The 25,780-nt window shown below is 74.2% G+C and carries 29 protein-coding genes; 17 read left to right on the top strand and 12 right to left on the bottom strand.

Annotated features, from left to right (window positions below; translation table 11 throughout):
- Positions 1-390 precede the first annotated feature (390 nt).
- From AB0N76_RS00310 to AB0N76_RS00325, 4 genes are all read left to right on the top strand, one after another.
- A complete protein-coding gene (locus AB0N76_RS00310; protein ID WP_363552229.1) occupies positions 391-1,740 on the top strand; it encodes an MFS transporter in 1,350 nt (449 codons plus the stop codon).
- A 97-nt stretch (positions 1,741-1,837) separates the two neighbouring features.
- Complete coding sequence (locus tag AB0N76_RS00315) at positions 1,838-2,371, top strand: hypothetical protein (protein ID WP_363551903.1); 534 nt, start codon at positions 1,838-1,840, stop codon at positions 2,369-2,371.
- Positions 2,372-2,381: 10 nt separating this feature from the next.
- Complete coding sequence (locus AB0N76_RS00320; protein ID WP_363551905.1) at positions 2,382-3,221, top strand: futalosine hydrolase; 840 nt, start codon at positions 2,382-2,384, stop codon at positions 3,219-3,221.
- Positions 3,214-4,059 carry a 1,4-dihydroxy-6-naphthoate synthase gene (locus AB0N76_RS00325; protein WP_363551906.1) on the top strand — a complete coding sequence of 282 codons (846 nt, stop codon included), beginning with the start codon at positions 3,214-3,216 and terminating at the stop codon, positions 4,057-4,059. Before AB0N76_RS00320 ends, AB0N76_RS00325 begins: the two co-directional genes overlap by 8 nt.
- A gap of 34 nt (positions 4,060-4,093) precedes the next feature.
- Here AB0N76_RS00325 and AB0N76_RS00330 read toward each other — a convergent pair whose 3' ends face one another.
- A complete protein-coding gene (locus AB0N76_RS00330; RefSeq protein WP_363551908.1) occupies positions 4,094-4,477 on the bottom strand; it encodes a cold-shock protein in 384 nt (127 codons plus the stop codon).
- 482 nt (positions 4,478-4,959) lie between these two features.
- On the opposite strand from AB0N76_RS00330, the gene AB0N76_RS00335 reads away from it, so the two are divergent.
- Positions 4,960-5,196, top strand: a complete 237-nt coding sequence (locus tag AB0N76_RS00335; RefSeq protein WP_363551910.1) for a hypothetical protein — start codon at positions 4,960-4,962, stop codon at positions 5,194-5,196.
- On the opposite strand, the gene AB0N76_RS00340 is transcribed toward AB0N76_RS00335, so the two are convergent.
- Positions 5,193-5,834 carry an HAD family hydrolase gene (locus tag AB0N76_RS00340; protein ID WP_363551912.1) on the bottom strand — a complete coding sequence of 214 codons (642 nt, stop codon included), beginning with the start codon at positions 5,832-5,834 and terminating at the stop codon, positions 5,193-5,195. The genes AB0N76_RS00335 and AB0N76_RS00340 overlap by 4 nt on opposite strands.
- A 99-nt stretch (positions 5,835-5,933) precedes the next feature.
- Between AB0N76_RS00340 and AB0N76_RS00345 the strand changes: the two genes are divergently transcribed.
- The 4 genes from AB0N76_RS00345 (at position 5,934) to AB0N76_RS00360 (ending at position 9,963) form a co-directional block, all read left to right on the top strand.
- Positions 5,934-6,962, top strand: a complete 1,029-nt coding sequence (locus AB0N76_RS00345) for an iron ABC transporter permease (RefSeq protein WP_363551914.1) — start codon at positions 5,934-5,936, stop codon at positions 6,960-6,962.
- Positions 6,959-8,008: an iron chelate uptake ABC transporter family permease subunit gene (locus tag AB0N76_RS00350; RefSeq protein ID WP_363551916.1), complete on the top strand. Its 1,050-nt coding sequence runs from the start codon at positions 6,959-6,961 to the stop codon at positions 8,006-8,008. The genes AB0N76_RS00345 and AB0N76_RS00350 overlap by 4 nt, the downstream gene beginning before the upstream one ends.
- Positions 8,008-8,886 carry an ABC transporter ATP-binding protein gene (locus AB0N76_RS00355; RefSeq protein ID WP_363551918.1) on the top strand — a complete coding sequence of 293 codons (879 nt, stop codon included), beginning with the start codon at positions 8,008-8,010 and terminating at the stop codon, positions 8,884-8,886. The genes AB0N76_RS00350 and AB0N76_RS00355 overlap by 1 nt, the downstream gene beginning before the upstream one ends.
- 72 nt (positions 8,887-8,958) lie before the next feature.
- Positions 8,959-9,963 (top strand): iron-siderophore ABC transporter substrate-binding protein, encoded by a 1,005-nt coding sequence (locus AB0N76_RS00360; RefSeq protein ID WP_363551920.1) that lies wholly within the window; start codon positions 8,959-8,961, stop codon positions 9,961-9,963.
- 3 nt (positions 9,964-9,966) lie between these two features.
- Here the strand turns inward: AB0N76_RS00360 and AB0N76_RS00365 are convergent, their stop codons facing one another.
- From AB0N76_RS00365 to AB0N76_RS00395, 7 genes are all read right to left on the bottom strand, one after another.
- Positions 9,967-10,191: a hypothetical protein gene (locus tag AB0N76_RS00365; protein ID WP_363551922.1), complete on the bottom strand. Its 225-nt coding sequence runs from the start codon at positions 10,189-10,191 to the stop codon at positions 9,967-9,969.
- Positions 10,192-10,295: 104 nt separating this feature from the next.
- Positions 10,296-10,673, bottom strand: coding sequence for a hypothetical protein (locus AB0N76_RS00370; protein ID WP_363551924.1), 378 nt, complete (start codon positions 10,671-10,673; stop codon positions 10,296-10,298).
- A 91-nt stretch (positions 10,674-10,764) separates the two neighbouring features.
- Positions 10,765-12,288, bottom strand: coding sequence for a protein kinase (locus tag AB0N76_RS00375; protein ID WP_363551926.1), 1,524 nt, complete (start codon positions 12,286-12,288; stop codon positions 10,765-10,767).
- Positions 12,289-12,302: 14 nt separating this feature from the next.
- Positions 12,303-14,600, bottom strand: a complete 2,298-nt coding sequence (locus tag AB0N76_RS00380; protein WP_363551928.1) for a bifunctional polysaccharide deacetylase/glycosyltransferase family 2 protein — start codon at positions 14,598-14,600, stop codon at positions 12,303-12,305.
- Between the two features lie 67 nt (positions 14,601-14,667).
- Positions 14,668-15,315 carry a hypothetical protein gene (locus AB0N76_RS00385; protein WP_363551930.1) on the bottom strand — a complete coding sequence of 216 codons (648 nt, stop codon included), beginning with the start codon at positions 15,313-15,315 and terminating at the stop codon, positions 14,668-14,670.
- Between the two features lie 400 nt (positions 15,316-15,715).
- Positions 15,716-16,837 (bottom strand): hypothetical protein, encoded by a 1,122-nt coding sequence (locus AB0N76_RS00390; protein WP_363551932.1) that lies wholly within the window; start codon positions 16,835-16,837, stop codon positions 15,716-15,718.
- Positions 16,834-17,544 (bottom strand): RNA polymerase sigma factor, encoded by a 711-nt coding sequence (locus AB0N76_RS00395; protein WP_363552231.1) that lies wholly within the window; start codon positions 17,542-17,544, stop codon positions 16,834-16,836. The genes AB0N76_RS00390 and AB0N76_RS00395 overlap by 4 nt, the downstream gene beginning before the upstream one ends.
- Positions 17,545-17,942: 398 nt before the next feature.
- Here AB0N76_RS00395 and AB0N76_RS00400 point away from each other — a divergent pair, with 398 nt between their 5' ends.
- The 3 genes from AB0N76_RS00400 to AB0N76_RS00410 all read left to right on the top strand — a co-directional run bounded on the left by AB0N76_RS00400 (position 17,943) and on the right by AB0N76_RS00410 (position 20,328).
- Positions 17,943-18,641: a hypothetical protein gene (locus tag AB0N76_RS00400; protein WP_363551934.1), complete on the top strand. Its 699-nt coding sequence runs from the start codon at positions 17,943-17,945 to the stop codon at positions 18,639-18,641.
- Positions 18,642-18,792: 151 nt separating this feature from the next.
- On the top strand, positions 18,793-19,488 hold the full coding sequence (locus AB0N76_RS00405; RefSeq protein ID WP_363551936.1) for a VC0807 family protein: 696 nt from the start codon (positions 18,793-18,795) through the stop codon (positions 19,486-19,488).
- 99 nt (positions 19,489-19,587) lie between these two features.
- Positions 19,588-20,328 (top strand): tyrosine-protein phosphatase, encoded by a 741-nt coding sequence (locus AB0N76_RS00410; RefSeq protein WP_363551938.1) that lies wholly within the window; start codon positions 19,588-19,590, stop codon positions 20,326-20,328.
- 70 nt (positions 20,329-20,398) lie between these two features.
- On the opposite strand, the gene AB0N76_RS00415 is transcribed toward AB0N76_RS00410, so the two are convergent.
- Positions 20,399-20,758 (bottom strand): hypothetical protein, encoded by a 360-nt coding sequence (locus tag AB0N76_RS00415; protein WP_363551940.1) that lies wholly within the window; start codon positions 20,756-20,758, stop codon positions 20,399-20,401.
- A 19-nt stretch (positions 20,759-20,777) separates the two neighbouring features.
- A complete protein-coding gene (locus AB0N76_RS00420) occupies positions 20,778-22,091 on the bottom strand; it encodes a helix-turn-helix domain-containing protein (protein ID WP_363551942.1) in 1,314 nt (437 codons plus the stop codon).
- Between the two features lie 282 nt (positions 22,092-22,373).
- Between AB0N76_RS00420 and AB0N76_RS00425 the strand changes: the two genes are divergently transcribed.
- The gene (locus AB0N76_RS00425) at positions 22,374-22,823 is read left to right on the top strand and encodes an ATP-binding protein (RefSeq protein WP_363551944.1); all 450 of its coding nucleotides are present in this window, start codon (positions 22,374-22,376) and stop codon (positions 22,821-22,823) included.
- Positions 22,824-22,864: 41 nt separating this feature from the next.
- On the top strand, positions 22,865-23,065 hold the full coding sequence (locus tag AB0N76_RS00430) for a hypothetical protein (protein WP_363551946.1): 201 nt from the start codon (positions 22,865-22,867) through the stop codon (positions 23,063-23,065).
- A gap of 42 nt (positions 23,066-23,107) precedes the next feature.
- On the opposite strand, the gene AB0N76_RS00435 is transcribed toward AB0N76_RS00430, so the two are convergent.
- Positions 23,108-23,680 carry a GNAT family N-acetyltransferase gene (locus AB0N76_RS00435; RefSeq protein WP_363551948.1) on the bottom strand — a complete coding sequence of 191 codons (573 nt, stop codon included), beginning with the start codon at positions 23,678-23,680 and terminating at the stop codon, positions 23,108-23,110.
- A 30-nt stretch (positions 23,681-23,710) separates the two neighbouring features.
- Here AB0N76_RS00435 and AB0N76_RS00440 point away from each other — a divergent pair, with 30 nt between their 5' ends.
- The 3 genes from AB0N76_RS00440 to AB0N76_RS00450 all read left to right on the top strand — a co-directional run bounded on the left by AB0N76_RS00440 (position 23,711) and on the right by AB0N76_RS00450 (position 25,754).
- The gene (locus AB0N76_RS00440; RefSeq protein ID WP_363551950.1) at positions 23,711-24,157 is read left to right on the top strand and encodes a GNAT family N-acetyltransferase; all 447 of its coding nucleotides are present in this window, start codon (positions 23,711-23,713) and stop codon (positions 24,155-24,157) included.
- Between the two features lie 61 nt (positions 24,158-24,218).
- Entirely contained in the window at positions 24,219-24,926 is a 708-nt protein-coding gene (locus AB0N76_RS00445) for a class I SAM-dependent methyltransferase (protein ID WP_363551952.1), read from the top strand.
- 69 nt (positions 24,927-24,995) lie between these two features.
- Positions 24,996-25,754 (top strand): Clp protease N-terminal domain-containing protein, encoded by a 759-nt coding sequence (locus AB0N76_RS00450; protein WP_363551954.1) that lies wholly within the window; start codon positions 24,996-24,998, stop codon positions 25,752-25,754.
- Positions 25,755-25,780: the final 26 nt, after the last annotated feature.

Raw genomic sequence — 25,780 nt, forward strand, 5'->3', positions numbered from 1 at the left:
GAATCCCGCGTCACCGCCGCGATTCTGGGGCAGGATGGGCATGTGGCGGACGAACACCCGTCGCAGCACGCACTGCGTGCCTCGCAGGCCGGCAGTCCCGACGAGGCGAACGCCGTGCCGCGACAGCAGCCTCCGGTCCACGCTGCGGGCGAACCGCAGCCGGTGGACCCCTCTCCATTGCCCGCCGCCCCGGCCGACGAGCCCACCGGACCCGCCGCCACCGGGCCCGCCTCCACCGGACCCGAGGCCACTCCCGAGGTCACCGAGCCCGAGCCCGGTCCCACCGCGGACGAGTCCCCGGAACCGGGCGAGCCCGAGCCGGCGGACGGGGAACCCCGCCGCCACTTCCTGGTCCGCACCGCCTCCGCCGCCGGCTCCCGCACCGGCAAGGTGGTGCACGGCACCGGCCGCCGGATCCGCCGGGCCACCGCCGCCGAGGGCGCCGGCGAGTCCGGCCTGGCCAAGCTGATCGAGCTGCACGCGCTGAACGCCTTCGGCGACATGCTGATCACCATCGCGCTCGCCTCCACCATCTTCTTCTCCGTCCCGACCGGCGAGGCCCGCGGCCGGGTGGCCCTCTACCTGCTGGTCACCATGGCCCCGTTCGCCCTGCTGGCCCCGGTGATCGGCCCGCTGCTGGACCGGCTGCCGCACGGCCGCCGGGCCGCCATGGCGATGTCGATGCTGGCCCGCGCGGTGCTCGCCTGGACGATGGCCGGCGTGGTGGTCGGCGGCGGACTGGCGCTCTACCCGGAGGCGCTCGGCGTCCTGGTCGCCTCGAAGGCGTACGGGGTCGTGCGCAGCGTGGTGGTGCCCCGGCTGCTGCCCAGCCGGCTGTCCCTGGTGAAGGCGAACTCCCGGGTCACCCTGGCCGGGCTGCTGGCCACCATGGTCGCGGCCGGGGTCGGCGGGCTGCTGCACCTGATCGGCCCGGGCTGGCCGCTGCGCGGCGCCTTCCTGGTCTTCGTGGCGGGCACCCTGATGGCCTTCCACCTGCCGCACGCGGTGGACTCGGCGAAGGGCGAGCAGCGGGCCGTGCTGCACGCCGAGGAGCACCCGCCGGGGCACCACGGCCTGCTGCACGGCAAGGCCGCGCCGCCGCCCGCCCCGGAACCGGCGGCCGCCGCCCAGAAGCCCCGGGCCTCGCTGCGCACCGTCGGCCCCTCGGTGATCCTGGCGCTGCGCGCGATGGCGGCGATGCGCTGGCTGGTCGGCTTCCTGGTGATGTTCCTGGCGTTCCTGCTCCGTGACGACCCGATCGGCGGCCTGCGGCCGACCCTGGCGCTCGGGCTGGTGGCGCTGGCCGCCGGGACGGGCAACGCGCTCGGGTCGCTGCTCGGCTCGCTGCTGCGCACCCGCGGCCCGGAGGTGACGGTCACCGTGATGCTGCTGGTGGCCGGCTGCGCCACGGCCGCCGCCGCGCTCTGGTACGGGGCGGCGACGGTGGTCCTGGTCGCCGGGACGGCCGGGATGGCGGCCTCGCTGGGCAAGCTGTCGCTGGACGCGCTGATCCAGCGGGACGTCCCGGAGTCGGTGCGGACCTCCGCCTTCGCCCGCTCCGAGACGGCGCTCCAGCTGTCCTGGGTGGCCGGCGGCGCGGTCGGCATCCTGCTGCCGCTGAACGGCGGGCTGGGCCTCTCGGTGGCGGCCGCCGTGCTCGGCGCGATGCTGCTCTGGACGGTCCGTTCGCTCCTGCGGGTGGGCGTGCGGCACCACCCGGCCGCGCCCCGGGTGGCGTAGCGGCCCATTGGAACGCGGTCGGGGACATACCGGGCCACAACACGCGGTTGCCGACCCCCGCGTAGCGTGATCGGGAAAGCCCGGTAGCCTCTGACGCATGAGCCTCAGCACCCGCGCAGTCGCCGGCCTCGGCGCCGTCGTCGTCATCGCCGCCGGCACGGTCGGCGGGTCCATCGCGTACGCGTCGAACCAGCACGAGATCAGCGACCACCGCGCCACCCTGGTGGTCGGCAACTCCTCGCTGGTCGCGGACCCGTTCTGCTTCAACGCGGGCCAGCCGCTGACCGAGCAGCAGCAGGAGGAGTGCCAGGACAAGGCCGGCAAGGCCCTGGAGGACGGCAGCCTCCCGAAGTCCGACGTGACGGTCAGCGACCGGATCGGCGTCGGCGTGAGCCCCGAGGTGGCCGAGCACGGCTGGTGGGCCAACACCAACGGTGGCCAGCAGGGCCAGGGCGGCCGGTTCATCCTGGCCTCGGCGGCCAAGGACGCCACCTACTCGGGCTCCGTCCCGGCGAGCAAGGCGCTGAACGCCTCCGGCAAGACCCTGATCACCGTGGTCGAGACCGACCCGAAGGCCCCCGACGCGATCTACGGCGTGTGGTACTTCCAGCTGAACACCCAGGCCGACTGACGGTCGACCGGTGACGGTACGAGTTTCCGACGAGCAGTCGGGCCCCGCGCGGGCCCGGCTGCTCGTCGTCGTCGCGGTGCCGGCCGAGGCCGCCGCCGTACTGCGCGGCCTGACCGCCGGTCCGGCCGCCGACCCGGTCCGGGTGGCGCTGCCCGGCGGCGGGCTCGACCGGGTCGCGCACCCGTCCGGCGTGACGGTGGACGTGCTGGCCGGCGGGGTCGGCCCGGGCGCCGCGGCCGCGGCCGCCGCCACCGCGCTCACCGCGGACCGCTACCGACTGGTGGTCTCCGCCGGGATCGCCGGCGGCTTCGCCCCGCGGGCGCCGATCGGCTCGACCGTGCTCGCCACCGGGATCGTGGCCGCCGACCTGGGCGCCGAGACGCCCGAGGGCTTCGCCGACGTCACCGAGCTGGGCTTCGGGACGGTCCGGCACACCCCGGCGCCGGCCGCCGTGGCGCTCGCCGCCGAGGCCCTGACGGCCACCGCCGACGGCGGCGTCGTCACCGGCACCGTGCTGACCGTCTCGACGGTGACCGGCAGCGCCGAGCGCGCCGCCGCCCTGACCGCCCGCCACCCGCACGCGGTGGCCGAGGCGATGGAGGGGTTCGGGGTCGCCGAGGCGGCCGCCCGGCACCGGGTGCCGGCGTTCGAGCTGCGCACCGTCTCCAACCCGGTGGGCCCGCGCGACCGGGCCGCCTGGCGGATCGGCGAGGCGCTGGCCGCGCTGGAGCGCGCCTTCGCCGCCCTGCCCTACCCCGAACTGCTGAAGTCCCACCCCGGTGTCGACGACGACGCCGACCAGCGCGCAGACGACCGCGCCGACGAGCCGAAGGAGGCCGGCCGTGGCTGAACGGCTGAGCATCGCGTACTCGCCCTGCCCCAACGACACCTTCGTCTTCCACGCCTGGTCGCACGGCCTGGTCCCGGGCGCGGACGCCCCCGAGGTCACCTTCGCGGACATCGACGTCACCAACGGCCTGGCCGAGCGCGGCGAACTGGACGTCCTCAAGGTCAGCTACGCGGCGCTGCCCTGGGTGCTGGACGAGTACACCCTGCTGCCCTGCGGCGGCGCGCTCGGCCGCGGCTGCGGCCCGCTGGTGCTGACCCGCCCCGAGGGCGGCGAGGACCTGACCGGCAAGACGGTCGCCGTCCCCTCCGAGCGGTCCACCGCCTACCTGCTGTTCCGGCTCTGGGCGGCCACCGCCGTGCCGGGCGGCCTGGGCGAGGTCGTCGTCCTGCCGTTCCACGAGATCATGCCCGCCGTCCGGGACGGCCGGGTGGACGCCGGTCTGGTCATCCACGAGGCCCGGTTCACGTACCAGGAGTACGGGCTGCGCTGCCTCGCCGACATGGGCGAGGCCTGGGAGCGGGAGACCGGCCTGCCGATCCCGCTCGGCGCGATCATCGCCAAGCGCTCGCTGGGCGCCGAGCGGCTGCGCGAGCTCACCGCGGCGATCCGGGCGTCCGTCCGGCAGGCCTGGGACGAGCCCGCGGCCAGCCGGGAGTACGTGCTGGCGCACGCCCAGGAGATGGACCCGGCCGTCGCGGACCAGCACATCGGCCTCTACGTGAACGAGTTCACCGCGGACCTCGGCGAGGAGGGCCACGCGGCCGTGCGGGCCCTGCTCACCCGGGCCGCCGCGGAGGGGCTGGTGCCCCCGCTCGGCCCGGGCGCGCTGGACTTCTGAGCTCCCCCGGGGGCCGCCGGGCCCCCGGGAGCCGTCAGACGTCGAACTGGTCGGCCACCGCCCTCAGCAGGACGGCCAGCTTCTGCCCGGCCGGCTTGGCCGGGTAGCGGCCGTGCTGGAGCCCCGGCAGCACCGCGTCCATCATCGTGATGAGGTCCTGGACCAGCGCCGCCATGTCGTCGGGGGTCTTGCGCTGGGCGGCGGCGACCGACGGCAGCGCCTCCAGCAGCTGGACCTGCATCGCCTGGTCGCCCCGGTGCCCGGCGACCACGCCGAACTCGACCCGCTGGCCCGGCTTCAGCGACGTGATCCCGGTGGGCAGCGCCTTGGTGTGGACGAAGACGTCGCCGCCGTCGTCGCGCGACAGGAAGCCGAAGCCCTTCGTCTCGTTGAACCACTTGACCTGGCCGGTGGGCATCTCGAAAGTCCTCGATGTGGGTGTGAGGGATCCCGGCCCTGGCCGGGGATCACTGGGTGGTGGGAGTGCCGGCCGACCTTGGGGGGACGCACCCGGCGAGGTGCGTACGGTCAGCAGACTGTAAGGAGCAGACTAACGGTCAGTCACTGTCTCATCCGTGTTCCGCGAAAGATCCGTGCGGAGCTCTGGCGGCCACGGGCGACCCGGGACGGGCATGGCCGGGGCGCGACTCGGCGCATTCCACTGGCTCACACCCCCGGTCGGAGAGAGCGGGGCGCACTGATCGCACCCCTCGGCACAGCCTGCATACCCCCGCCCAGCAGGGATCAAAACTCCCAGCGCCCGGAAAACTGCGCAACGTGACCGGGCCGCTCGCCTGCGAAGCGGTTCCGGGCGCCCCGCGGGCGACGGCGGACGGGACGGCTCTGCGAGACTGGGACGGCAGTCGACCCCGCCCGCCCCGCCGTTGAGGAGCAAGCCCCGTGAGCAGCCAGAGCGCCGACCGCGGCGACGTCTACGTCAAGACCGGAACGATCGTCTTCGGGCTCGGCGCGCTCGCCACCCTGGTCACCTTCGTCCCGCTGTTCCTGCACCTGACGCCGCTGCCGACGGCCGCGTACTGGCTCAGCATGCTGATGCCGCTGGGCTTCCTGGTCGCCCTGACCGGGCTGCTGCTCTCCGCGCGGGCCCAGCGCCGCCGGGCCCGCGCCGAGGCCTAGCCCTCCGCGCCGGCCGCCCCGAGGTGGCCGGCCAGCCAGGCCGGGAAGCCGGTGAGGTCGGGCAGCACCACGTCCGCGCCCGCCGCCAGCAGGTCCTCGGCGCCGTACGGGCCGGTGGTCACGCCCACCGCGACGGCGCCCGCGTACCGGGCGCCCCGGATGTCGCCGAGGTGGTCGCCGACGTAGACGGTGGCGCCGTGCTCGCGCAGCGCCTCGCCCTTGGTCTCCGCCCAGAGGTCGCCGACCACCGCGTCCGCGCGCATCCCCGCGTGCTCCAGGTGGAGCAGGGCGTTGGGCTCGTACTTGCCGGTGATCACGGCCACCCGGCCGCCGTGCGCGCGGACCGCGTCCAGCGCGGCGTGCGCGCCGGGCAGCGCGACGGTCGGCGCGAAGGCGTACTCGCGGTACAGCGTGCGGTAGCGGTCGGCGACCGCGTCCAGGCCCTGCTCCGGGAACCAGTTGCGCAGCTCGTCGAGGAGCGGCGGGCCGAGCCGGGTGACCACCAGGTCGGCGTCGACGTGCACGCCGGTCTCGGCGGACAGCGCCAGGTAGGTGGCCCGGATTCCGGGCCGGGTGTCCAGCAGCGTCATGTCGAGGTCGAAGCCGACGGTGAGCGGGGCGTCCGAGGTCACAGGCATGGCGTCAGGCTATCCAACCGTCCGACCGGCCTGGCGGGGCGATTTGCCCCGGCTTCCGCGGGGAACTTAGGTTTGCCTGAGCTATCTGCGGGAGAGGCCATGACCGACACCACCGCGCCCGGCAGACGAGGCCTGCTGCGCCGCCGAATACTGGGGCTCACCGCCGCGCTGACCGTACTGGCCGCCGCGGTGCTGCTGAGCCTGGCGGTCGGCAGCCGGAGCATCCCGTTCGGCGAGACGCTCGACGCCCTGCTGCACGGCGGGGACACCACCAACGCCGTCGTCGTCCGCGAGCTGCGGGTACCGCGCACGGTGGTCGGCCTCGCGGTCGGCGCCGCGCTCGGCCTGGCCGGAACCGTCATGCAGGGCGTCACCCGCAACCCGATCGCCGACCCCGGCATCCTCGGTGTCAGCCAGGGCGCGGCGGCCGGCGTGGTGGTGGCGATCTCCGTGTTCGGGATCTCCACCCTCACCGGGTACGTCTGGTTCGGCTTCGCGGGCGCGGTGCTCGCCACCGTCGTGGTCTACGCGCTCGCCGGCCGCGGCCGGGGCGGCAGCACCCCGGTCAAGCTGGCGCTGGCCGGCTCGGCGATGTCCGCCTTCATCGCCTCGCTCAACACGCTCGTGCTCACCACCGACGCGGCCACCATGGACCAGTTCCGGTTCTGGCACGTCGGCTCGCTCTCCGGCCGCACCGCCGACGTCGCCTGGCAGCTGCTGCCGTTCCTGGCCGTCGGCACGGTGCTGGTGTTCGCGGTCGCCCGCGGCCTGGACGCGCTGGCGCTCGGTGAGGACACCGCCAAGGGGCTCGGCGCGAAGACCGGGGCGGTCCGGGCGGTGGGCGCGCTCGGCGCCACCGTGCTGACCGGCTCGGCGGTCGCCGCGGCCGGCCCGATCGCCTTCGTCGGCCTGGCCGTGCCGCACGCCGCCCGCGCGGTGGCCGGCGCCGACCACCGCTGGGTGCTCGCCTTCTCCGCCGTGCTCGGCCCGGCGCTGCTGCTGCTCGCCGACGCGCTCGGCCGCGTCCTCTTCCCGCCGTCCGAAGTGCCGGCCGGGGTGATGACCGCGCTGGTCGGGGTGCCGGTGCTGGTCGCGCTGGTCCGGCGGCGGAAGGTGGTGGCGGCGTGACCGCGACCGTGCCGCTGCGCGGCTACACCGTGCTGCGCGCCGGGCGCGCCTCGTTCCTGCTGCACCGGCGCTCGGCGCTGGCCGCGCTCGGCCTGCTGCTGGTGCTGGCCGCCACCGCGGTCGCCTCGCTCTGCCTGGGCGAGTCCACCGTCGCGCCGGGCGAGGTGCTGAAGGTGGTGCTCGGGCAGCCGAGTCCGCACCAGCTGGTGGTCGGCGAGTTCCGGCTGCCCCGGGTGGTGGTCGGCCTGCTGGTCGGCACCGCGCTGGGGCTCGCCGGGGCGCTGATCCAGACCGTCGCCCGCAACCCGCTGGCCAGCCCCGACGTGGTCGGCGTCTCCTGGGGCGCCACCGCCACCGTGGTCGGCCTGCTGGCGTACGGCGTGGTCGGCTCCACCGGCGAGGTGCCGTACGCGGCGGTGGCCGGCGGACTTGCGGCCGGCCTGCTGGTCTACCTGCTGGCCTGGCGGCGCGGCCTGCACGCGCAGCGCTTCGTCCTGATCGGCATCGGGATCTCGGTCGCGCTCTCCTCGCTCACCTCGGTGTTCCTGACCAAGGGCGACGGCTTCCAGGCGCAGGCCGCCAAGGTGTGGATGACCGGCAGCCTGAACGGCTCCGGCTACCAGCAGGCCGGCTGGCTGGCCTGGGTGCTGCTGGCCGCCGCGCCGGTGGCGCTCTGGGCGGCGCGGGCGCAGCGGTCGATCTCCTTCGACGACGCCACCGCCGTCGGCCTCGGCCTGCGGCTGGACCGGATCCGGCTCGGCATGGCGCTGCTCGGCGTGGTGCTCGCCTCCTGCGCGGCGGGCGCGGCCGGGCCGGTGGACTTCGTCGCGCTGATGGCCCCGCAGATCGCCGTCCGGCTGGCCCGGTCCGCGCAGATCCCGCTGCTCTGCTCGGCGCTCACCGGCGCGCTGGTCGTCGTGCTGGCCGACCTGGTGGCACGCCGGCTGCTGGCGCCCGTCGAACTGCCGGTCGGCGTGGTGACCGGGCTGGTCGGCGCGCCGTACCTGATGTGGCTGTTGCTCCGATCCCGCCGTGGAGGTTCCTGATGCCCGCCGCCCAGCCGGAGCCGACCGCTCAGCCGGGGACTCCCGCCCAGCCGGGGCTGCCCGGTCAGCCGGAGCCGGCCCATCGGCTCGAAGCCCGGGACCTGACCCTCGCCTACGAGGCCCGCACCGTCGCCGAGGGGCTGGACCTGCGGATCCCGGACGGCCGGGTCACCGTCATCGTCGGCCCGAACGCCTGCGGCAAGTCCACCCTGCTGCGCGCGCTCGGCCGGCTGCTCAAGCCCGCCCGCGGCGCGGTGCTGCTGGACGGCGAGGAGCTGGCGCGCGTCCCCACCAAGCTGATCGCCCGGCGGCTCGGGCTGCTGCCGCAGTCGCCGACCGCCCCCGAGGGCATCGCGGTGGCCGACCTGGTGGCGCGCGGCCGCCAGCCGCACCAGAGCTGGTGGCGGCAGTGGTCGGCGGAGGACGAGGCGGCGGTCGCCGAGGCGCTGGAGCGCACCTCCACCGCCGAGCTGGCCGAGCGCGGCGTCGACGAGCTGTCCGGCGGGCAGCGGCAGCGGGTCTGGATCGCCATGGCGCTCGCCCAGGGCACCGACATCCTGCTGCTCGACGAGCCGACCACCTTCCTGGACATCGCGCACCAGGTGGAGGTGCTGGACCTGGTGCGCCGGCTCAACGTCGAGCGCGGGCGGACCGTCGTCGCGGTGCTGCACGACCTCAACCAGGCGGCCCGGTACGCCGACCACCTGGTCGCCATGCGGGACGGGCGGATCGTCGCGCAGGGACCGCCGGCCGAGGTGGTCACGGCGGAACTGGTGCGCGAGGTGTTCGGGCTGGACTCGGTGGTGGTGCCGGACCCGGTGACCGGGACGCCGCTGGTGGTGCCGGGCGCGCCATGGGCGGTCAAGGCGGACATTTAACGCCTTTTCCCGCTTCGATTCGGACATAATCGACGCGCTGCCGTCCCCCTCGTCCGCCGCCGGAGGTTGCCGATGCCCCCGATCTCCCGCCGCACCCTGCTGACCGCGCTCGGCGGGTTCGGGGGTACCGCCTTCACCACCGGCGCGCTCACCGGCTGCACCACCCGGCGCGCCGCGCCCCCGCCCGTCGACCTCGCGGCCGTCGCCGCCGAGGCGCCCTCCCCCACCCCGCTGCCCGACGTCACCGTCTCCACCGCGATGGGGCCGGTCACCGTGCCCGGCGCGCCGATGCGGGTCGTCACCCTCGGCACCGCCGAACTGGACTCCGCGCTCACCTTCGGCATCACCCCGGTCGGCGCGGCCCGGGCGGCCGCCGATCCGGCCCTCCCCGACTACTGGCCCGCCTCCCGGCTCGCCCCGATCTCCTCCGTCGGACCGGTCGGCGACCCGGACCTCGCGGCGATCCGCGCCCTCCGGCCGGACCTCGTCCTCTCCGACCAGGCCCGCGACGGCGCCCGGTACGACGCGCTGCGGGCGATCGCCCCGACCGTCCTCACCCAGGGCACCGGCGCCAACTGGAAGGCCGACGCGCAGACGCACGCCCAGGCGCTCAGCCGGCAGGACGCGGCGGCGGCGTTCGCGGCCTCGTACCAGCGGCACGTCAACCAGGTGGTGACCGCGCTCGCCAACGCCCGCGCGGGCGGGCGGAAGGTCAGCCTGGTGCGGTTCGTCGAGGGCGGCGGGATCCGGCTGTACGGGAAGCAGAACTTCCCGGGCTCACTGCTCACCGAGGTCGGCCTCGGGCGGCCGGACGCGCAGAACGTCGACCAGTTCGACCTGGAGGTCCCGGCCGACCAACTCGCGAAGGCCGACGGCGACCTGCTGCTGTACGGCACCTACGGGGACCCGGTCCGGTCCGGCAGGACCGCCGCGCTGGCGAGTCCGGCCTGGCAGGGCCTGGAGGCGGTCAAGGGGCACCGGGCGTTCCCGGTGGACGACCAGCTGTGGTTCCAGGGCATCGGCTACACCGGGGCCAACTACGTGCTCACCGAGCTGCAGCGCTTCCTCGGCGCCTGAGCGTCAGTCCCAGATGATGTCGTCCGCGGCGGCGGACGCGGCGGCGGGGGCGACGGCGGGGGCGACGGGCGCGGCCTTGGGGGTGGCCGGGGCGGTCACCGGGGCGGTGGGGGTGGCGCCCGGACCGTCCCAGATGATGTCGGCGGAGGCGACGGCGGGGACGAGACCGGTCAGGGCGAGGGCGAGGGCGGTGACCGCGGCGGCCTTGACGGTGACGGTGCGGAACATGACGGGCTCCTCTTCGGGGTGGTGACCTGCTGGCGGCTTTCGGGCTTCCGGTGTTCGCGCCCCGCGGTGGCGCTCCCTCCGACATCCCCTACTCTGCTCGCCGCTCAGGCCCCCGGGAAGGCTTCCCCGGTGGACGGAAACGTCCCTGGACCGTTCCGGCCAGCCGGACCGGGCGCGGCCAGCAACCGCTCGTAGAACGGGCCGACCAACGGCGCCTCCGCCCGCTCCACCCGCCACCCGGCCAGCTCCGGCACCCCGGCCAGCACCCGGTCGCAGAACACCGCGACCCGCCGCTCCGCCTCGACCAGCGACCCCGCGAGCAGGAACACCCCCAGCACGGGGTGCGGCACGGCCTCCCGGTGGACGACGACGTGCTCGATCCCCTCCCCGGGACAGCGGGCGGCCAGCAGCAGACCACGGACCCCGGGCGGAAGCGCCCGCCCGTCCGCCGGGCGACGCAGAGCGGCGTGAACGAGATACATGGGATCGAGCGTGCCGAACGGGGCAATTCACCGACAGGGTCCAGACCTGGACGATCCCGTCCACGACCGGAACCGGCCACTCGTCGGGGAATCAGTCCTCCGCGTCGGCCGAGGCGTTGAGGGAGGTGATGAGGGAGGAGAGGCGGGAGTTCCAGTTCTGGTAGGTCTGGCCGTCGATGGCGTGCTTCTTGGCGAGGTCGCGGACGGTCTTCTGGGCGCCCCTCAACTCGCGGGCGGCTTCGTCGGGTTGGCCCTCGTTGAGGCGGGCGGTGGCCTCGTCGAGGGTGCGCAGGAGGTCGATCTGGCGGTTGCGGTCCTTCTCCACCTGGGTCTGGGCGATGCTCTGGCGCAGGGCGTTGATCTGGACCAGCGGGGTCTGGTTGTGCGGCGCGGGCGGGGTGGTGGGGGCCGCGGTGGTGGGGGTGGCGGACGCGGTCGGGGTGGGGGTCGCGGCCGGCGGCTGGGTGGGGGTGGCGGCGGCCGTGGTGGCGGGGGCGCCGGCGGCGGGCTTGGCGGCCGGGGCGGCCGGGTCGTCGAAGGCGGTGAGGGCGAGCATCGCGGCGCCGGCGATGCCGACCAGGCCGAGCGCGCCGAGGACAAGCGGCTTGCGGCGGTTCTCCTGGACGGGCTCCGGCATCGGCAGCGGGGCCGCCGGGACGGCCGCCATCACCGAGGTGGCCGCCGGGACGTCGCGCGGGGTGGGCGGCAGCAGGGTGGTGTGCTGCTGGTCGGGGACCGGGAAGGCGGGCGGCAGCGGGGCCGCGGCGAGGAGTTCGGCGGTCGGGTCGGAGACCATCAACCCCGGGACGCAGGCGAGCAGTTCGGCGCGCGCCGCGGTCGCGTCCGGCGGGCGGGCGGCCGGGTTCTTGGCGAGCAGCCGCAGCACCGCGGCGTCCAGCGCGGGCGGCAGGCCGGGGCGCCGGGCGGACGGCGGCAGCGGCTGCTCGCCGACGTGCTTGTAGGCGATCGCCACCGGCGTCTCGGCGGTGAACGGCGTCGCGCCGGTGAGCATCTCGGTGAGCACGCAGCCGACCGCGTACAGGTCGGTGCGGCCGTCCAGCGGGCTGGCGGTGGCCTGTTCCGGGGAGAGGTAGGCGGCGGTGCCGAGCACCGAGGCGGTCTGGGTGAGGTTGTGCGAGGAGCCGGCCCGGGCGATGCCGAAGTCGACGACCTTCACCCCGCCGTCGTCGGTGATCATGATGTTGCCGGGCTTGATGTCCCGGTGCACCAGCCCGGCGGCGTGCGCGTGCGCCAGGCCCTCGCAGACCGCCGCCGCGATCCCGACCGCCTGCTCGACCGGCAGCCCCGGCCGCTGGGCCAGCAGCGCGGCCAGCGAACGGCCCTGCACCAGCTCCATCACGATGTACGGCGCGCCCTGGTCCACGCCCGAGTCGAAGACCATGACGATCCTCGGGTGGACCAGCATCGCGGCGTGCTGCGCCTCCCGGCCGAACCGCTCGGCGAACCGCGGGTCGTCGGCGAGGCCCCCGTTGAGGACCTTGACGGCCACCTGACGGCCCAGCACGTGGTCCACCCCGCGCCAGACGGTGGCCATGCCGCCGACGCCGAGTATCTCCACGAGTTCGTAACGCCCGTTCAGCGCCCGTCCGATCACTGGAACCGCTCCCCTCAGAAGCCCTGCCCGGGGTCCCGGACCGTGTCGTGCTCGTGTGCACGATAGCCGCCGACGGCGACCGGTCCGGGGGCCGAGTCGACGAAGACCGGCTGGTCCGGCCGCGCGGGCACCCGCAGGCTGCCGTAGCGCTGCATCCGCTGCCAGCGCAGCCGCGACCCGGCCAGCGCGGTGAACACCGAGTGGATCACCACCAGGTACATCAGCTGCCGGTAGACGAACTGCTGCAGCGGCAGGCTCCAGAGCGGCCCGAGCCGTTCCCGGTCCAGCCGGAACGCGTAGACCCCCATCAGCAACTGGACCAGCAGGAACGCCGCCCAGATCCCGGCGATCCGCACCGGATCCAGGAACACCAGCCCGTACAGCGCGAAGACGTCCACCACCGGGGCGAGCAGCGGCAGCAGCACCTGGAACACCAGCAGGTAGAGCAGCCCGCGCCGCCCCAGCTTGCCCGCCTGCCCGCGCTGGCGCAGCGCGCCGCGGTGCTTCCACATCGCCTGCAGGGTGCCGTAGCACCAGCGGTGGCGCTGGCGCCAGAGCGCGCCCAGCGAGGCGGGCGCCTCGGTCCAGGCCCGCGCCCGTTCCTCGTAGACCACCCGCCAGCCGTCCCGGCAGAGCGCCATGGTGAGGTCGGTGTCCTCGGCGAGGGTCTCCTCGGCGACGCCGCCGACGGCCAGCAGCGCGGAGCGCCGGAAGGCGCCGACCGCGCCGGGCACGGTGGGCATGCACTCGGCGAGGTCGAACAGCCGGCGGTCCAGGTTGAAGCCGACCACGTACTCGATGTGCTGCCAACGGCCGAGCAGCCCGCCCCGGTTGACCACCTTGGCGTTGCCGGAGACGGCGCCCACGGTCGGGTCGGCGAAGGGCTGGACGAGCATCCGGACGGCGTCCGGCTCGAAGACGGTGTCGCCGTCGACCATCACCAGCAGCTCCGCCCGGGCGGCCGCGATGCCGGTGTTCAGCGCGGCCGGTTTGCCCGCGTTGGCCTGCCGGAGCACCCGTACGTACGGGAGCCGCAGCGCCTCGACGAGGTCGGCGGTGCCGTCGGTGGAGCCGTCGTCGACGACGATCACCTCGACCGGGTGGTCGGAGGCGAGCAGTGAGCGGACCGCCGCCTCGATGCCCGCCGCCTCGTTGTACGCGGGCACGATCACGCTGACCGGCTCGGTGACCGGCGGCCCCCACGGGTGCCGGCGGCGCAGCCGCTTGTGCCGGCGGGCGGCGACCAGCACGGCGACCGCCCGCAGCACGCTGACCGCCCCGGCCGCCCAGAGCAGCCAGCCCAGGACGGTGAGCGTCCAGCCCCCGGCCCGCAGCACCTGGATCAGCGCGAGGCCCTGCCAGTGCTCGGCGGCGCCGGCCTTGCGGACCGGGTCGGGCAGGCCGACGGCCTCGCTCACCGTGCTGAACCGGAAGCCGCGCGCCTTGAGCTGGGCGAGCATGCCGTCCAGCGCGGCGACGGTCTGCCAGCGGTTGCCGCCGGCGTCGTGCAGCAGCACGATCTGGCCCTCGTCGCCGCGTCCGGCGGTGGCGGCACCGACGATCTCCTCCACGCCGGGACGGCGCCAGTCCTCGCTGTCCCGGGTGCTGAGCACGGTCAGGTAGCCCTCCCGCCCGGCCTGCCGGACGGCGTCCCAGCCGGGGTCGTCCAGCGCCTCGGCGGTGGACGAGTACGGCGGGCGCAGCAGCGCGGTGGTCACCCCGGCGGCGCCGGCCAGGGTCAGCTGGGTCTCGCGCAGCTCCAGCGAGCGGCGCCAGGCCGGCTGGGCGCCGAGGTCGGTGTGGGTGAAGGTGTGGACGCCGAGCTGGTGGCCCTCCGCGACGATCCGGCGGACCAGCTCGGGGTGGGCGGCGGCCTGGGTGCCGACCACGAAGAAGGTGGCGTGCACCTCGGACCGGCGCAGGGTGTCCAGGACCTCGGCGGTCCAGCGCGGGTCGGGGCCGTCGTCGAAGGTGAGCGCGATGGTGCCGCGGGCGGGGGCGGCGCTGCGCGGGCGGGGGCCGCCGGCGTCGATCACCGGGCCGCCGGTGCGGACCTCCGCGGGGACGGTCGCCCGGCCGGCCGGGCGGGCGGACTGGTCGGGGCGGGCGTCGAAGAGGTGCTGGGTGTAGCCCTGGAGCAGCAGGGCGGCGGCGAGGGCCAGCAGGACGGCGGTGAACAGCAGCCAGTGGGCGCGCAGCGGGCCCTGGCGGACGACGCCGCGACGGCCCCTGCGCCGGGGCTGGGCGGTCCCCCGGGTGTCGCGGGGCGGGGCGGCGGGGGCTCGGCCGGCTCTTCGGCGGGGTGCGCTCACGGTGCGGTGCTGCTTTCGGGAGGGCCGGGGCCGTTGACCGGGTGCCGGAGTGACTCGGGAGCCGGGGTCAGGGTGTGGGGGTCGGCTTGGCGGGCTTGCCGCCGTTGGCGTTGCCGGAGTTGCCGGCGTTCCCCGAGTTGCCGGGCGCGTCGGTGGGGCGGCCGTGGCCGGGGGCGGCGGTGGCGCCGTTGCCGCCGCCGTTGGCGTTGCCGCCCGGGGTCGGCGCGCCCGTCGTCACCGGGGCGGGGCCGGCCGGCGGGGCGGGCGGCGGGGCGGGCGGCTCCGGGCCCGGGGCGCTGGGCTTGCCGGTGGCCACGGTGCCCGCCGGGCCCGTCGGACGGGCGGCGTGCGGGCCCGCGGTGGGCTGGACGCTGTCCGGCCCGGGCTCGCCGGTGATCTCCGGCACCGGGGGCGGCGCGGGTTCGGCCGGCTCCGGCGCGGGCGCGGCGGCGCTCGGCGCGGCCGGCAGCGGCAGGAACGGCGCGCTGACCGTGGGACCGCCGAGCACGGTGCTGGTCAACAGCGCCAGGTAGCCGGCGGCCGGGACTGCGAGCAGCAGTCCCAGCCGCCGGACCCGGCGCTGTCGGCGGCCGGATGAGTCCACGAACACCGGGGCGGTGGTGGTCTCGGCGGCCTCCCCCAAGGGGGTGGCGGCCGGGGAACCGGGCAGCGGATCCCCGGCCGCCGGCTCGTGGTCGTGCAAGGTGACGGTCACGGTCGGGTCCAGGTGTGTGCTGGTCGAGCGGGGTGCCGGCCCGCCCTGACTGCGGGCGGGCGGGCCGGCGGGTTCCGGGCCGCCCGACTGCGGGGCGGGCGGCCCGGAGGGTTCCCGGTCCGCCCTGACTGCGGGCGGGCGGACCGGAGGGTCCGGCCTTGCGGTCCGGCGGCGCGTCCGGGGTGAGCGCCTGCCGGTCCGGTCGGGCCGGCCGGGTGGACGGCGGGCACGGGGGGGCCGGCCGGCCACTCGGGGTCTTCGGGGTGGAGCGGGTGAAGCGGGTGGAGCGGGGTGTGCAGGTGGTGCGGGTCCTACGGCTGGTGCGGGTGGTACGGGTGGTGCAGTCCGGATGAGCGACGGGCCCGGGGGGATTTGCTCGCCGCCCATCCGGAGAACTGGGTCACCTCTTGGTCGAGGTGTCGTCGGGTTTGTCGGTGCGGTCGGTCTTCGGGTGCGCGCTGCCGGACGGTGCCGGCGGCGCGGCCGAGAGGCCCGGCCCGGAGCCGGAACCCGAGCCGGTCGAGGCCGGTGCGGTGGCGGCCTTGGGCTCCTTGCCCGTACCGCCGCTCTTCTCACCGGACGCCGAACCGGAGCCGGAGTCACCGGGGCTCTTGTCGCCGGAGCCGGTGGCCGAGCCCGCGCCGTTCCCGTTGGGCCGGGAGCCGCCCTTGTCGCTGCTGTCGTTCTTGCCGCTCTTGTCGCTCTTGTCGCCCGTGTGGCCGTCGTCGCCCGGCCCCTTGGGCTCCCGCGCGCAGTAGTCCTCCACCTTGTCCGGACCGCCGGCCTCCGCCACCAGGGCGGCGAACTGCGGGTCCGTGGCCAGCTGGCGCGGGCGTTCGCCCTTGCCCACCCGCTCGGTGAAGCCCTTGCAGAGCGCGGCCGGGACCGCGCCGTTCGACTGCCCGCGGCCGGGCGCGGACGGTGCGGCGGGCGCGTTCGGCACCGTCGGCCGGTCGGCCCCGGCGGACGGGCCGGAGCCGGTGGTTCCACCCGACGGACCGGACCCGAACGGCGAGACCGTCGAGCCGGCGGCGGCCGTCCCACCGGACCGCGTCCCCGGTGCGGACGCCGGGCCGGAGGCGATCGGGGCGACCGGGCGGTGGTCCGGTTCGCCCGAACCGCCTCCCAGCGGTGACGGCAGGTTGCCCGTCCCGGCCGCGACCGCGACCCCACCGAGCGCCGTGGCCCCCAGCACGACGGCGACGGCCTTCGTACTGAAGGCCTTCGTCAGCGCGGCGGTTGCCATCGATCGTCTCCGGACGGGTGCGGGTGCGAGTACTGCTGGGACGGGCGCGAGACGGGCCTCCCGGAACGCGGCCAGGGCCGCTTCCTCCCCGGCCAGTTCGCCTTGCGTCACCGGAGCCGCCGCGGCGGCGAGCACACGGGCAATCCCCGCATACCCAGGGCTGCCGTCCGAACCGGTGAGCGAGGCGTCCTGCCCGGCCGACGGGCCGCCCACGGCACCGGCGAGCAGCTGCTCGGCGGTGTCACGGTCGATCCGACGGGGTCGGTTGGTGCTCATCTCATGTCCTTCAGCGTCGCGGCCCGGCGTTCTGTCACACCCTGCGGAGAATTTTTTTTCGCGGATCTTCCGGCGCCCTCCCGAGCACCCGTCCGACCGCCGTCCCGCACCGTCCGGGCCGCCGGGACACCCACCCCGACCACCCCCGTCACCCCCGGTGCGAAGGACTGCTCCAGCAGCTTGGCGAGCCGCTTCAGCCCCCGGTGCGCGGCCATCCGGACGCTGCCGGACCGCTTGCCGAGCACCTCGGCCGCGCTCTCCGCGTCCAGCCCCAGCACCACCCGCAGCAGCACCGCCTCGGCCTGGTCCCGCGGCAGCCGGGAGATCAGCGCCAGCGCGTCCGAGGTGCCGACGGCGGCGAGCGCCGCGCCCGCGGTGTCGTCCCCCGAGTCGCGGTCGAACAGGAAGTCGAACGGCAGGTCGGCGACCGGCCGGCGGCGCCGGGCCCGCAGGTGGTCGAGGGCCCGGTTGCGCGCGACGGTGGCGGCCCAGCCCCGGAAGCCGTCCCCGTCCCCGGTGAAGGAGCCCAGGTCGCGGGCGATCTGCAACCAGGCCTCGGAGGCGATGTCCTCGGCGTCCTGGGCGTCCTCGGGCCGGCCCCCGACCAGCACCCGCAGGTAGCGGAGCAGCCCCGGCTGCACGCTGCGGAACAACAGCCGGAAGGCCTCCTCGTCCCCGTCCTGCGCGGCCCGGACCGCCGCGGTCAGATCGACGGGGGTGGCGGCCGCACCCGTGGGCGGACCTGGTGGCGGGCCTGACGTCGGGACCGGTCCGGACCGGCCGACGGGGCTGTCGGTGCCCGCTCCGGGGCGTTCTGCACTCTGCACCCGCCACATGATGCGCCATTCAGGCGAACGCCCCGGCCCGGCGAACCCGGACCGTTACCCACCGACCGGTGTGCGCCGGTCATACCGGACCAAGGCAACCCGCCTTCGGGGCGAAGGTCCCACGGCCTGCTGGCCTTCGCCTGCGGCCCTACAGCCGCCCTCCTGCCTACGTTGTAGGTGGACGATCCGTCCGGCCGCCGGGCCGCCGCACGCCCTCCCCGCCGTACGCCCCGGCCGCCCCGGACCTCCCGCTCCTCCGCCCGACCCCAGGAACCGCCATGTCCCCCGCCCACGAGCTCTACGAGCGCGGGCTGCGCGACCACCTCGCGCCCGCCCTCCGCCTCCTGGGCCTCACCGGCGGACCCCGGACCTTCCATCTCCCCGACGAGACCCACTGGGCCCTGCTCGGCCTGGTCGAACAGCGCACCGACGGCCGGGTGCGCTACACCTTCGACCTGAGCCTGGTCCGCCGCTCCGCCTGGACCGCCGCCGCCTTCCCCCGGCTGCGCCCCGACCCGCGCGCCGTCTACGGCATCGAGTCCTGGCGGGCCCGGATCGGCGAGGTGCTGCCGGTCGGCGAGGACGTCTGGTGGGAGGTACTGCCCGGGCCGCGCTGGCGGGTCGCGCTGGACGACTCGGTGGCCGCCGTCCGCCACTACGGCCTGCCCGAGCTGCGCCGCCGGGCCGAACGCGACCGGGACGCCGTCGACGGCGCGCCCTACCTCACCCCCGCCGAACTGGAGCAGGTCAACACCACCCTGCTGGCCGTCCCGGTGGCCCGGATCCAGCGCGCCGAGCTGACCGACGGGCTGCTCGTGCTCATCGGCGCCTGGACGCGGGCGGACGCCGCCGCTCGGACGGTGCTGCGCGGCGTCGCCCACGGCTTCCTCTCGGCGGGGGACGAACGGTTCGCCGCCGTCCGCTGCCTGGACACCCTCGGCCGGCCGCTCTGGGACTTCGCCGCCCCGGACCGCTGACCGGTCGCCGTCACCCTCCGCACCATGACAACTGTCATGCGGATCGGGCAACGGACGACACTGCTGCGCAAGGGGGCCGGCTCGGAAGACTGGAGGCACGACGAAGGGGCGCCGCAGCCCGCTTCACCAGTCCGTCCGGGGAGGACCCACCATGAGCCAGATCGCAGCCACCGCCGCCGGCACCACCACCGTCGCCAAGGCCCCGAACCCGCTCACCACCGCGCTCCGCCCGCTCGCCCTCGACATCGCCGCCCCGCTGGCCGGCTTCTACCTGCTGCACTCGGCCTTCGGGATGAGCGAGTTCGCCGCGCTCGCCTGGAGCGGCACCATCCCGGCCGCCCGGACCGCCCTCGGCCTGCTCCGGGAGCGCTCGCTCAACCTGTTCGCGGCGCTGATGCTCGGCGTGAACCTGCTCGGCCTGGCCCTCACCACCGTCAGCGGCGACGCCCGGCTGATGCTCGCCAAGGACGCGGTGCTCAGCGGCGGCCTCGCGCTGGCCGTCCTCGGCTCCGCGCTGACCGCCCGCCCGCTGATGTCCGCCGCGCTGCGCCCCTTCCTCACCAAGGGCGACGCGGCCCGGGACGCCGCCTGGGACCGGCTGGCGGCCGGCCGGGCGGACGGCTCGCGCGCCTTCCGCCGCCACGAGCGGACCTTCTCCGCGATCTGGGGCACCGCGCTGCTGACCGAGTGCGCGGCCCGGGTGGTCGGCGCCTTCACCCTGCCGGTGGCGACCATGGCCTGGCTGTCCACCGCGCTGCTGGTCGCCGCGATCGCCGCCGGCTCGGTGCTCGGCCAGCACGCCGCGGAGCCGATGGCGAAGCTCGTCACCGCCGAGACCGCCGCCTGATCCACTCGTATCGTCCGACCATCCCAGGAACCATCCCTCCCCACCGATAGTCCATATAACGAGGGGGTAACGGGCCCCCGTCGAGGAAACGGGGAACCGATGAGCCGGGCAGACGCGCAGACCACCGCCACCGAGGACCGCACCCTGGTCTGGGACGGCTGTCTCAACGTCCGCGACCTCGGCGGACTGCGCACCACCACCGGCGCCCGCACCGCCCACCGCGCCGTCGTCCGCGCCGACAACCTCGACCGCCTCACCGCCGAAGGCTGGGACGCCCTCCTCGACCACGGCATCCGCACCATCGTCGACCTGCGCAACATCGAGGAGTACAAGCCGCTCCTCCCGCTCCCCGACGGCGTCGACCTGATCCGCGTCCCGCTCGACGAACTCGCCGGCCCCGCCTGGTGGGAGACCTACGGCCACCTCGACGGCACCCCGCTCGCCCTGCGCCCCTACCTCGACCACTGCCCGCACGCCGCCGCCCGGCTGATCACCACCATCGCCGAGGCCCGCCCCGGCGGCCTGGTCGTCCACTGCGGCGCCGGCCGCGACCGCACCGGCCTCGCCGCCCTCCTGCTGCTCGCCCTCGCCGACGTCGAACCCGCCGAGATCGTCGCCGACTACCTGCAGAGCGCCCCCAACGTCCGCCCCCTCTACGGCATGCTGGGCCTCCCCGACCAGTACCGCCGCATCGACGCCGTCCTCGCCGAAGCCGGCACCACCGCCGAAGCCGCCGTCACCACCACCCTCACCGACTTCTCCCCCACCCCCTACCTCCTCACCGCCGGCGTCACCACCACCGCCATAGCCGCCGTCCGCTCCCGCCTCCTGGGCGCGTGACCAGGAAAGGCAGGGCAGGCAGACTCCAGGAGTAGGAAGTCGGCCGGGCCGACTTCCTACTCCGCGCGCTTCAGACCGTCCGCTCGATGTGCTCGAAGATGTCGGCGTCCGTCTCCTGCTGCCACTTCGGCAGGGCGTCCCAGTCAGCGACGTAGCTCGGCTTCGGATCCGCGATGTGCTTGTGGATCTGCGCGATCCAGCAGAGCGCGACGAAGCGGCCCTTCTGCTCCCGGCTCAGCTTGCCGGTCCGACCGCCACTCACCGCCACGAAGTCCCGCACCTGCCCGAACACCGCCGCAGCCGCCTGCCGCTCCCACTCCGGCGTCTCCTCCCAGGGCGCGACATACCCCGCCTTCGGCTCGCCGGGGTAGTGCTTCACCACCCCGGCGATCCACGCCTCACGGAAGATACGGCCGTCCTCGTTCTGCATGCTCGGTCCTCTCGTCATCTCAGGATGCGGTCGTGGGCAAGCCGGCGATCCGGCTACTCAGAGCAGAGATGCGCCGGTCGGCCTTGAACGGCTCAAGATGCTCGTGCAGTTCCCGCAGCTTGTGGCTCATATAGCCCGATCCGCTCGTTTGGGCGAGATCCAGAGCTTCCTCCGCATGCGTCAGGAGCAGGTCGGTGTCCTGGCGCTGGACGCCGAGTATGGCCAAATCCGTGAGGACGCTTCCCCTGCGACGCGGGGACAGCTGCTGAGCCAGTGCCTCACCCAGGGCTTCCTCCGCGAGGTCGGGGCGCCCGAGCCGCACGAAGCAGGTGCCACGTTCCTCGGCCAGACGAGAGCCATCGAATCGGAGCCACCCCCCATTGTGAACCTCGCCTCCCACCTCATGCACCTGACCGGCGAGTTCCAAAGCCCGACCGCACGAATCAAGGTCGCCAAGGCCGGCGAACGCCTCCGCTTGGACGGCGGCCACCCAATGACGGGTCGATAGTTGCCCATCACCCCGCCGAGCCACCGCGGTGGCCGCATTGAGCACCGACACCGCTTTGCCGAACCGTCGTTCATGCAGACTGATGAACGCATGCCGAGTCAGGGCGCACGCCCAGAGGTCGTGCGCCCTGACCTCCCTGGCAGCACTGGCGGCAAGGTGGTAGCAGTGGGCGGCGTCGGTATACCGGTTGCTGTCGAAGAAGACCTCACCGATCAGCTGGAACAGATCCGCCGAGAGCATGCAAAGGCGACGGTGTGCGTCCTCGCCTTGAACCCGATCGAACCCTTCGACCAGTGCACCAAGTTGATCGCGAACCAGCGGGTAGGTTGCAGTCTTTGAGCGCGCCATCGAGAAGGCCTGCCACAGGTGCGTGTTGAGCTGCTCATACCGGTCAAGATCAGCCATGGAAAGCGATCCGGTGTGGCTCCCGGCCGCCGCGACTCCTTCGCCCGGCGGCAACGCGGCCAGGGCTCCTGTGATGCTCAGTATCTGTAGGAACTCTCGACGGTTCATATCATCAACGTCACTCGCATCGAAGTAGATCTGGGACATAACGAGACTGGCGGATGGGGTTCTTTCATCGGAAAGAACGACAGTTGGCGACACGTTGTCGTGGTGCAGCGGTGACAGAAGTGCTTCGAGCTCGGCGGTGGTGACTTCGAGAAGCTCGGCAAGCTTGGGTCGAAAATGCGGCTGCGGCTCAGTTTCGCCTCGCTCCCAGCGGGCGACCGTCGAACGATCAACGCCCAGTGCCGCCGCGAAGGACTCCTGACTGTAGCCGACGGCCTTCCGCCGCCGTGCTAGCTGCCGCCTGATGAGCGCCATCCCGCCTGCCCCTTCGCTCTACTGAGACATCAGCCCAGGCCAGGGCCCCTGATGCATTGAGTATGCGTCAGGACTGCACCAGGAACGCTCTGGTTCTTGCTAACTGCCAGCTGTTTTCCTGGAGATGACCTCATTGGTCGACCAGTCGATCACAGCAGGGGGGAGCGCTTGTTTTTCTGCAAGCGATCCCGCCGCGCGGGATCGCTTGCCCGAGTTCAAGCCGGAGGCTCCCTTGTTCGCCAAGCCCCTTGATGTGCCGGACCGGCCGAGATGATCAGCCCGATGAACACGGCATCGTTCCCGGTGCCACAGGAATGGGGCGTCGACGCGGACGTCCAAGCCGTACCGGCGGCCCGTCGACTGGTCTCGGAGATCGTCCGGACCTGGCGGGTCGCGCTGTCCGAGGATGCCCTCCAAGAACTGGAGCTGTGCACCAGCGAGCTGATCGCCAATGCCGTCGAGCACACCGGTGACCGGTGCCGTGTCGCGGTCCGCTGGACCGGCGGACGGGTGCGCATCGAGGTGGCCGACAGCTCTCCCCTCCTACCCGACGCGGATTCGCCGGGCGAGCTTGCGACGCGCGGCAGGGGGTTGCTGCTGGTGGAGTCGCTGTCCCACGACTGGGGCTGGGAAGCGCGGGGCGCGGGCAAGATCGTCTGGTGCGAGTTCAAGGCCGGCCCTACCGATGAGCTCGTCCACGGATGGGGCACCTTCACCGGGCGGGTGGCATGAAGCCGAGCCGAGTCGAACTCCTCGTGTTCTCCGGAGTGTTCATGGGAGCCACAACCATCGCCTACGGAGCCTCCAGCCTGGTGGATCCGGACCAGCCCGCCGTCGGCCGACTGGTCTGGTGGCTGTTCTTCACATCCGCCCTGATGGCCGGCATGGGGCGGGCCGAGTCCTGGGCCACTCGCTGGCGTTGCCGCCAGATCCTCATCGGCCGCCGACGACGTCGTGCAGTGCCGCCGGAGTAGGAAGTCGGACGGGCCGACTTCCTACTCCACGCTCGCGATGGGCTACCAGAGTTTGTCGATTTCGCCGGGGTGGAGGGCGATGCGGGTGTGGAGGAAGTCAGGGCGGTGGTGACGGGCTTGAGGGGTGAGGAAGGTGGCGACGGTGAGTTTGTCGAAGCCCTCCTGGTCGCTGGGGAAGGGGGCTTCGGGGGTGCCGCCGATGAGGGTGGTGCCGGGGAGGAGAGAGAAGCCGGCGCGCTCGTAGAAGGGGAGCAGCTCGCGGTCACAGGTGAAGATCGCGAGGTCGGCGCCGCTGCGTTCGATGGTGGTGCGGGCGGCGGTGACGAGGTGGTGGCCGTGGCCGCGGCCGCGTACGGCGCGGTCCGTGACGACGGCGCTCAGGCCGCTGGCCGCGTACGTCCGGCCGGCGTGATGGAGGGGCTTGGAGAGGATGTCCAGGGCGGCCACCACGCGGTCGCCGTCGAGGAGGAGCAGGGAGAGCGGGTGCAGGGCCGGGTCATGGACGGGGGCGGCGGTGGGGCCGGCCGGGTCGGGCCAGGCCTGGTGCTGCAACGCGGCTACCTGGAGCTTGAGTTCGCCGGGCACCTCGGCCTCGGGCAGGGTGAGTATCCGCATGCCGTTGCTCCCGTCTGTCACACTCCGGGCGTGATCTTCCGTACCGCCACCCGCCAGGACCTGCCCGCCATCGTCGCGCTGCTCATCGACGAGGACGGGGTGACCGACCCCGCGACCGTCGAGATCAGCGAAGCCTACGCCCGCGCCTTCGACGACATCGACGCCGATACCCGGAACGAGGTGATGGTGCTGGACGAGGGAGACGGCACCGTGCTCGGGTGCCTCCAGCTGACCTACATCCCGGGTCTCGGCCGGGGCGGCGCGGAGCGGGCGCTGATCGAGGCCGTCCGGGTGCGGGCGGACCGCCGGGGTGCCGGGCTCGGGCGCGAGTTGATGGTGCGGGCGGTCGAGCGGGCCAGGACGCGCGGCTGCACGCTGGTCCAGTTGACCAGCAACAAGCGCCGTACCGAGGCGCACCGGTTCTACGCCTCGCTGGGGTTCGACCGCAGTCACGACGGGTTCAAGTTGACCTTCTGAGACGGGAGGAGAGTCGGAAAACCGTTCGCGGGCGGTCGGGAGTGCGGACGATACTGCCCGCATGGTGGACTTCTCCGACTTCGACACCCGTAACTACCCCACCGTGGACGTCCGGACCGGCTACGCCGGCTGGGTGGCCACCTACGAGGACACCGTCGAGGACGCGATGGACCTCGCCGTACTCGACCGGCTCGCCGTTCCCGCCTGGGCGGACGTCCGCCGGGCCGCCGACCTGGGCTGCGGCACCGGGCGGACGGGGGCCTGGCTGCGCGGCCGGGCCGGCGAGGGCCTGGTGCTGGACGGGGTGGACCTCACGCCCGAGATGCTCGCGCGAGCCAAGGAGCGGGGTGCCCACGACAGCCTGACCGAGGGCGACGTGGCCGCCACCGGGCTGGCCGCCGGCGCCTACGACCTGGTGGTCTCCTCGCTGATCGACGAGCACCTGGCCGACCTCGGCCCGTACTACCGGGAGGCGTTCCGGTTGGCCCGTCCGGGTGGGCGCTGCGTGCTGGTGGGCCTGCACCCGTACTTCATCATGGCGGCCGGCATGCCGACCCACTTCACCGGCGCGGACGGCTCGGACGTCGCCATCACCACCCACGTCCACCTGGTCTCCGACCACCTCACCGCCGGTCTGGCGGCGGGCTGGACGCTGGTCGAGATGCGCGAGGCGGTGGTGGACGACGGGTGGATCGCACTGAAGCCGAAGTGGGAGAAGTACCGCAGCCACCCGGTCTCGGCGGCGTACGTCTGGGAGAAGAAGGACTGAAAGAGATCAACTCTCCATAGCGTCAACTGATGGTTGACGATCCCGGATCGACAACCTAAGGTTGACGCTATGGAGAATCCGATCGTTCCCAAGACCACGTCCCTGCGTCTCGACGACCTGATCGACGCGATCAAGAAGATCCACAGCGACGCGCTCGACCAGCTCTCCGACGCCGTCATCGCCGCCGACCACCTCGACGAGCTGGCCGATCACCTGATCGGCCACTTCGTCGACCAGGCCCGCCGCTCCGGCGCCTCCTGGACCGACATCGGCCGCAGCATGGGCGTCAGCAAGCAGGCCGCCCAGAAGCGCTTCGTCCCCAAGGACCCGGGCGCCCCCAACGACCTCGACCCGAGCCAGGGCTTCGGCCGGTTCACCGACCGGGCCCGCAACGTGGTGATCGTCTCCCAGGAGGAGGCCCGCCAGGCCGGCAACGCCGAGATCACCGCCGAGCACCTGCTGCTCGGCCTGCTCGCCGAGCCGGAGGGCCTCGCCGTCAAGGCGCTGTCCGCCCAGGGCGTCACCTCGGAGGCGCTCCGGCGGGCGGCGACCGCCGCCCTGCCGGCCGCCGCCGCCGAGGTTCCGGCGCTCATCCCGTACGACGCGCAGGGCAAGAAGGCGCTGGAGCTGACCTTCCGGGAGGCGCTCAAGCTCGGCCACAACTACGTCGGCACCGAGCACATCCTGCTCGCCCTGCTGGAGTTGGAGAACGGCGCCGGGGTGCTCGACGACCTCGGCGTGGAGAAGGCGGAGGTCGAGACCTTCGTCACCGAGCTGCTCGCCGCGTTCATCGCGTCGAGCGCGGAGGACGGCGGCGAGCAGGCCTGACCCGGACCGTTCCGGGGCCCCGGGAC

This window comes from Kitasatospora sp. NPDC093806 (assembly GCF_040683335.1).
Lineage (GTDB): Bacteria > Actinomycetota > Actinomycetes > Streptomycetales > Streptomycetaceae > Kitasatospora.

Coding starts and splice junctions, on each gene's coding strand:
- AB0N76_RS00355 (WP_363551918.1), top strand. CDS start 8,008: ATGCCCGCCGCCCAGCCGGAGCCGACCGCTCAGCCGGGGACTCCCGCC.
- AB0N76_RS00450 (WP_363551954.1), top strand. CDS start 24,996: ATGGAGAATCCGATCGTTCCCAAGACCACGTCCCTGCGTCTCGACGAC.
- AB0N76_RS00365 (WP_363551922.1), bottom strand. CDS start 10,191: ATGTTCCGCACCGTCACCGTCAAGGCCGCCGCGGTCACCGCCCTCGCC.
- AB0N76_RS00425 (WP_363551944.1), top strand. CDS start 22,374: ATGAACACGGCATCGTTCCCGGTGCCACAGGAATGGGGCGTCGACGCG.
- AB0N76_RS00390 (WP_363551932.1), bottom strand. CDS start 16,837: ATGAGCACCAACCGACCCCGTCGGATCGACCGTGACACCGCCGAGCAG.
- AB0N76_RS00315 (WP_363551903.1), top strand. CDS start 1,838: ATGAGCCTCAGCACCCGCGCAGTCGCCGGCCTCGGCGCCGTCGTCGTC.
- AB0N76_RS00330 (WP_363551908.1), bottom strand. CDS start 4,477: ATGCCCACCGGCCAGGTCAAGTGGTTCAACGAGACGAAGGGCTTCGGC.
- AB0N76_RS00345 (WP_363551914.1), top strand. CDS start 5,934: ATGACCGACACCACCGCGCCCGGCAGACGAGGCCTGCTGCGCCGCCGA.
- AB0N76_RS00400 (WP_363551934.1), top strand. CDS start 17,943: ATGTCCCCCGCCCACGAGCTCTACGAGCGCGGGCTGCGCGACCACCTC.
- AB0N76_RS00435 (WP_363551948.1), bottom strand. CDS start 23,680: ATGCGGATACTCACCCTGCCCGAGGCCGAGGTGCCCGGCGAACTCAAG.
- AB0N76_RS00420 (WP_363551942.1), bottom strand. CDS start 22,091: ATGGCGCTCATCAGGCGGCAGCTAGCACGGCGGCGGAAGGCCGTCGGC.
- AB0N76_RS00360 (WP_363551920.1), top strand. CDS start 8,959: ATGCCCCCGATCTCCCGCCGCACCCTGCTGACCGCGCTCGGCGGGTTC.
- AB0N76_RS00340 (WP_363551912.1), bottom strand. CDS start 5,834: ATGCCTGTGACCTCGGACGCCCCGCTCACCGTCGGCTTCGACCTCGAC.
- AB0N76_RS00405 (WP_363551936.1), top strand. CDS start 18,793: ATGAGCCAGATCGCAGCCACCGCCGCCGGCACCACCACCGTCGCCAAG.
- AB0N76_RS00415 (WP_363551940.1), bottom strand. CDS start 20,758: ATGCAGAACGAGGACGGCCGTATCTTCCGTGAGGCGTGGATCGCCGGG.
- AB0N76_RS00370 (WP_363551924.1), bottom strand. CDS start 10,673: ATGTATCTCGTTCACGCCGCTCTGCGTCGCCCGGCGGACGGGCGGGCG.
- AB0N76_RS00445 (WP_363551952.1), top strand. CDS start 24,219: ATGGTGGACTTCTCCGACTTCGACACCCGTAACTACCCCACCGTGGAC.
- AB0N76_RS00410 (WP_363551938.1), top strand. CDS start 19,588: ATGAGCCGGGCAGACGCGCAGACCACCGCCACCGAGGACCGCACCCTG.
- AB0N76_RS00430 (WP_363551946.1), top strand. CDS start 22,865: ATGGGAGCCACAACCATCGCCTACGGAGCCTCCAGCCTGGTGGATCCG.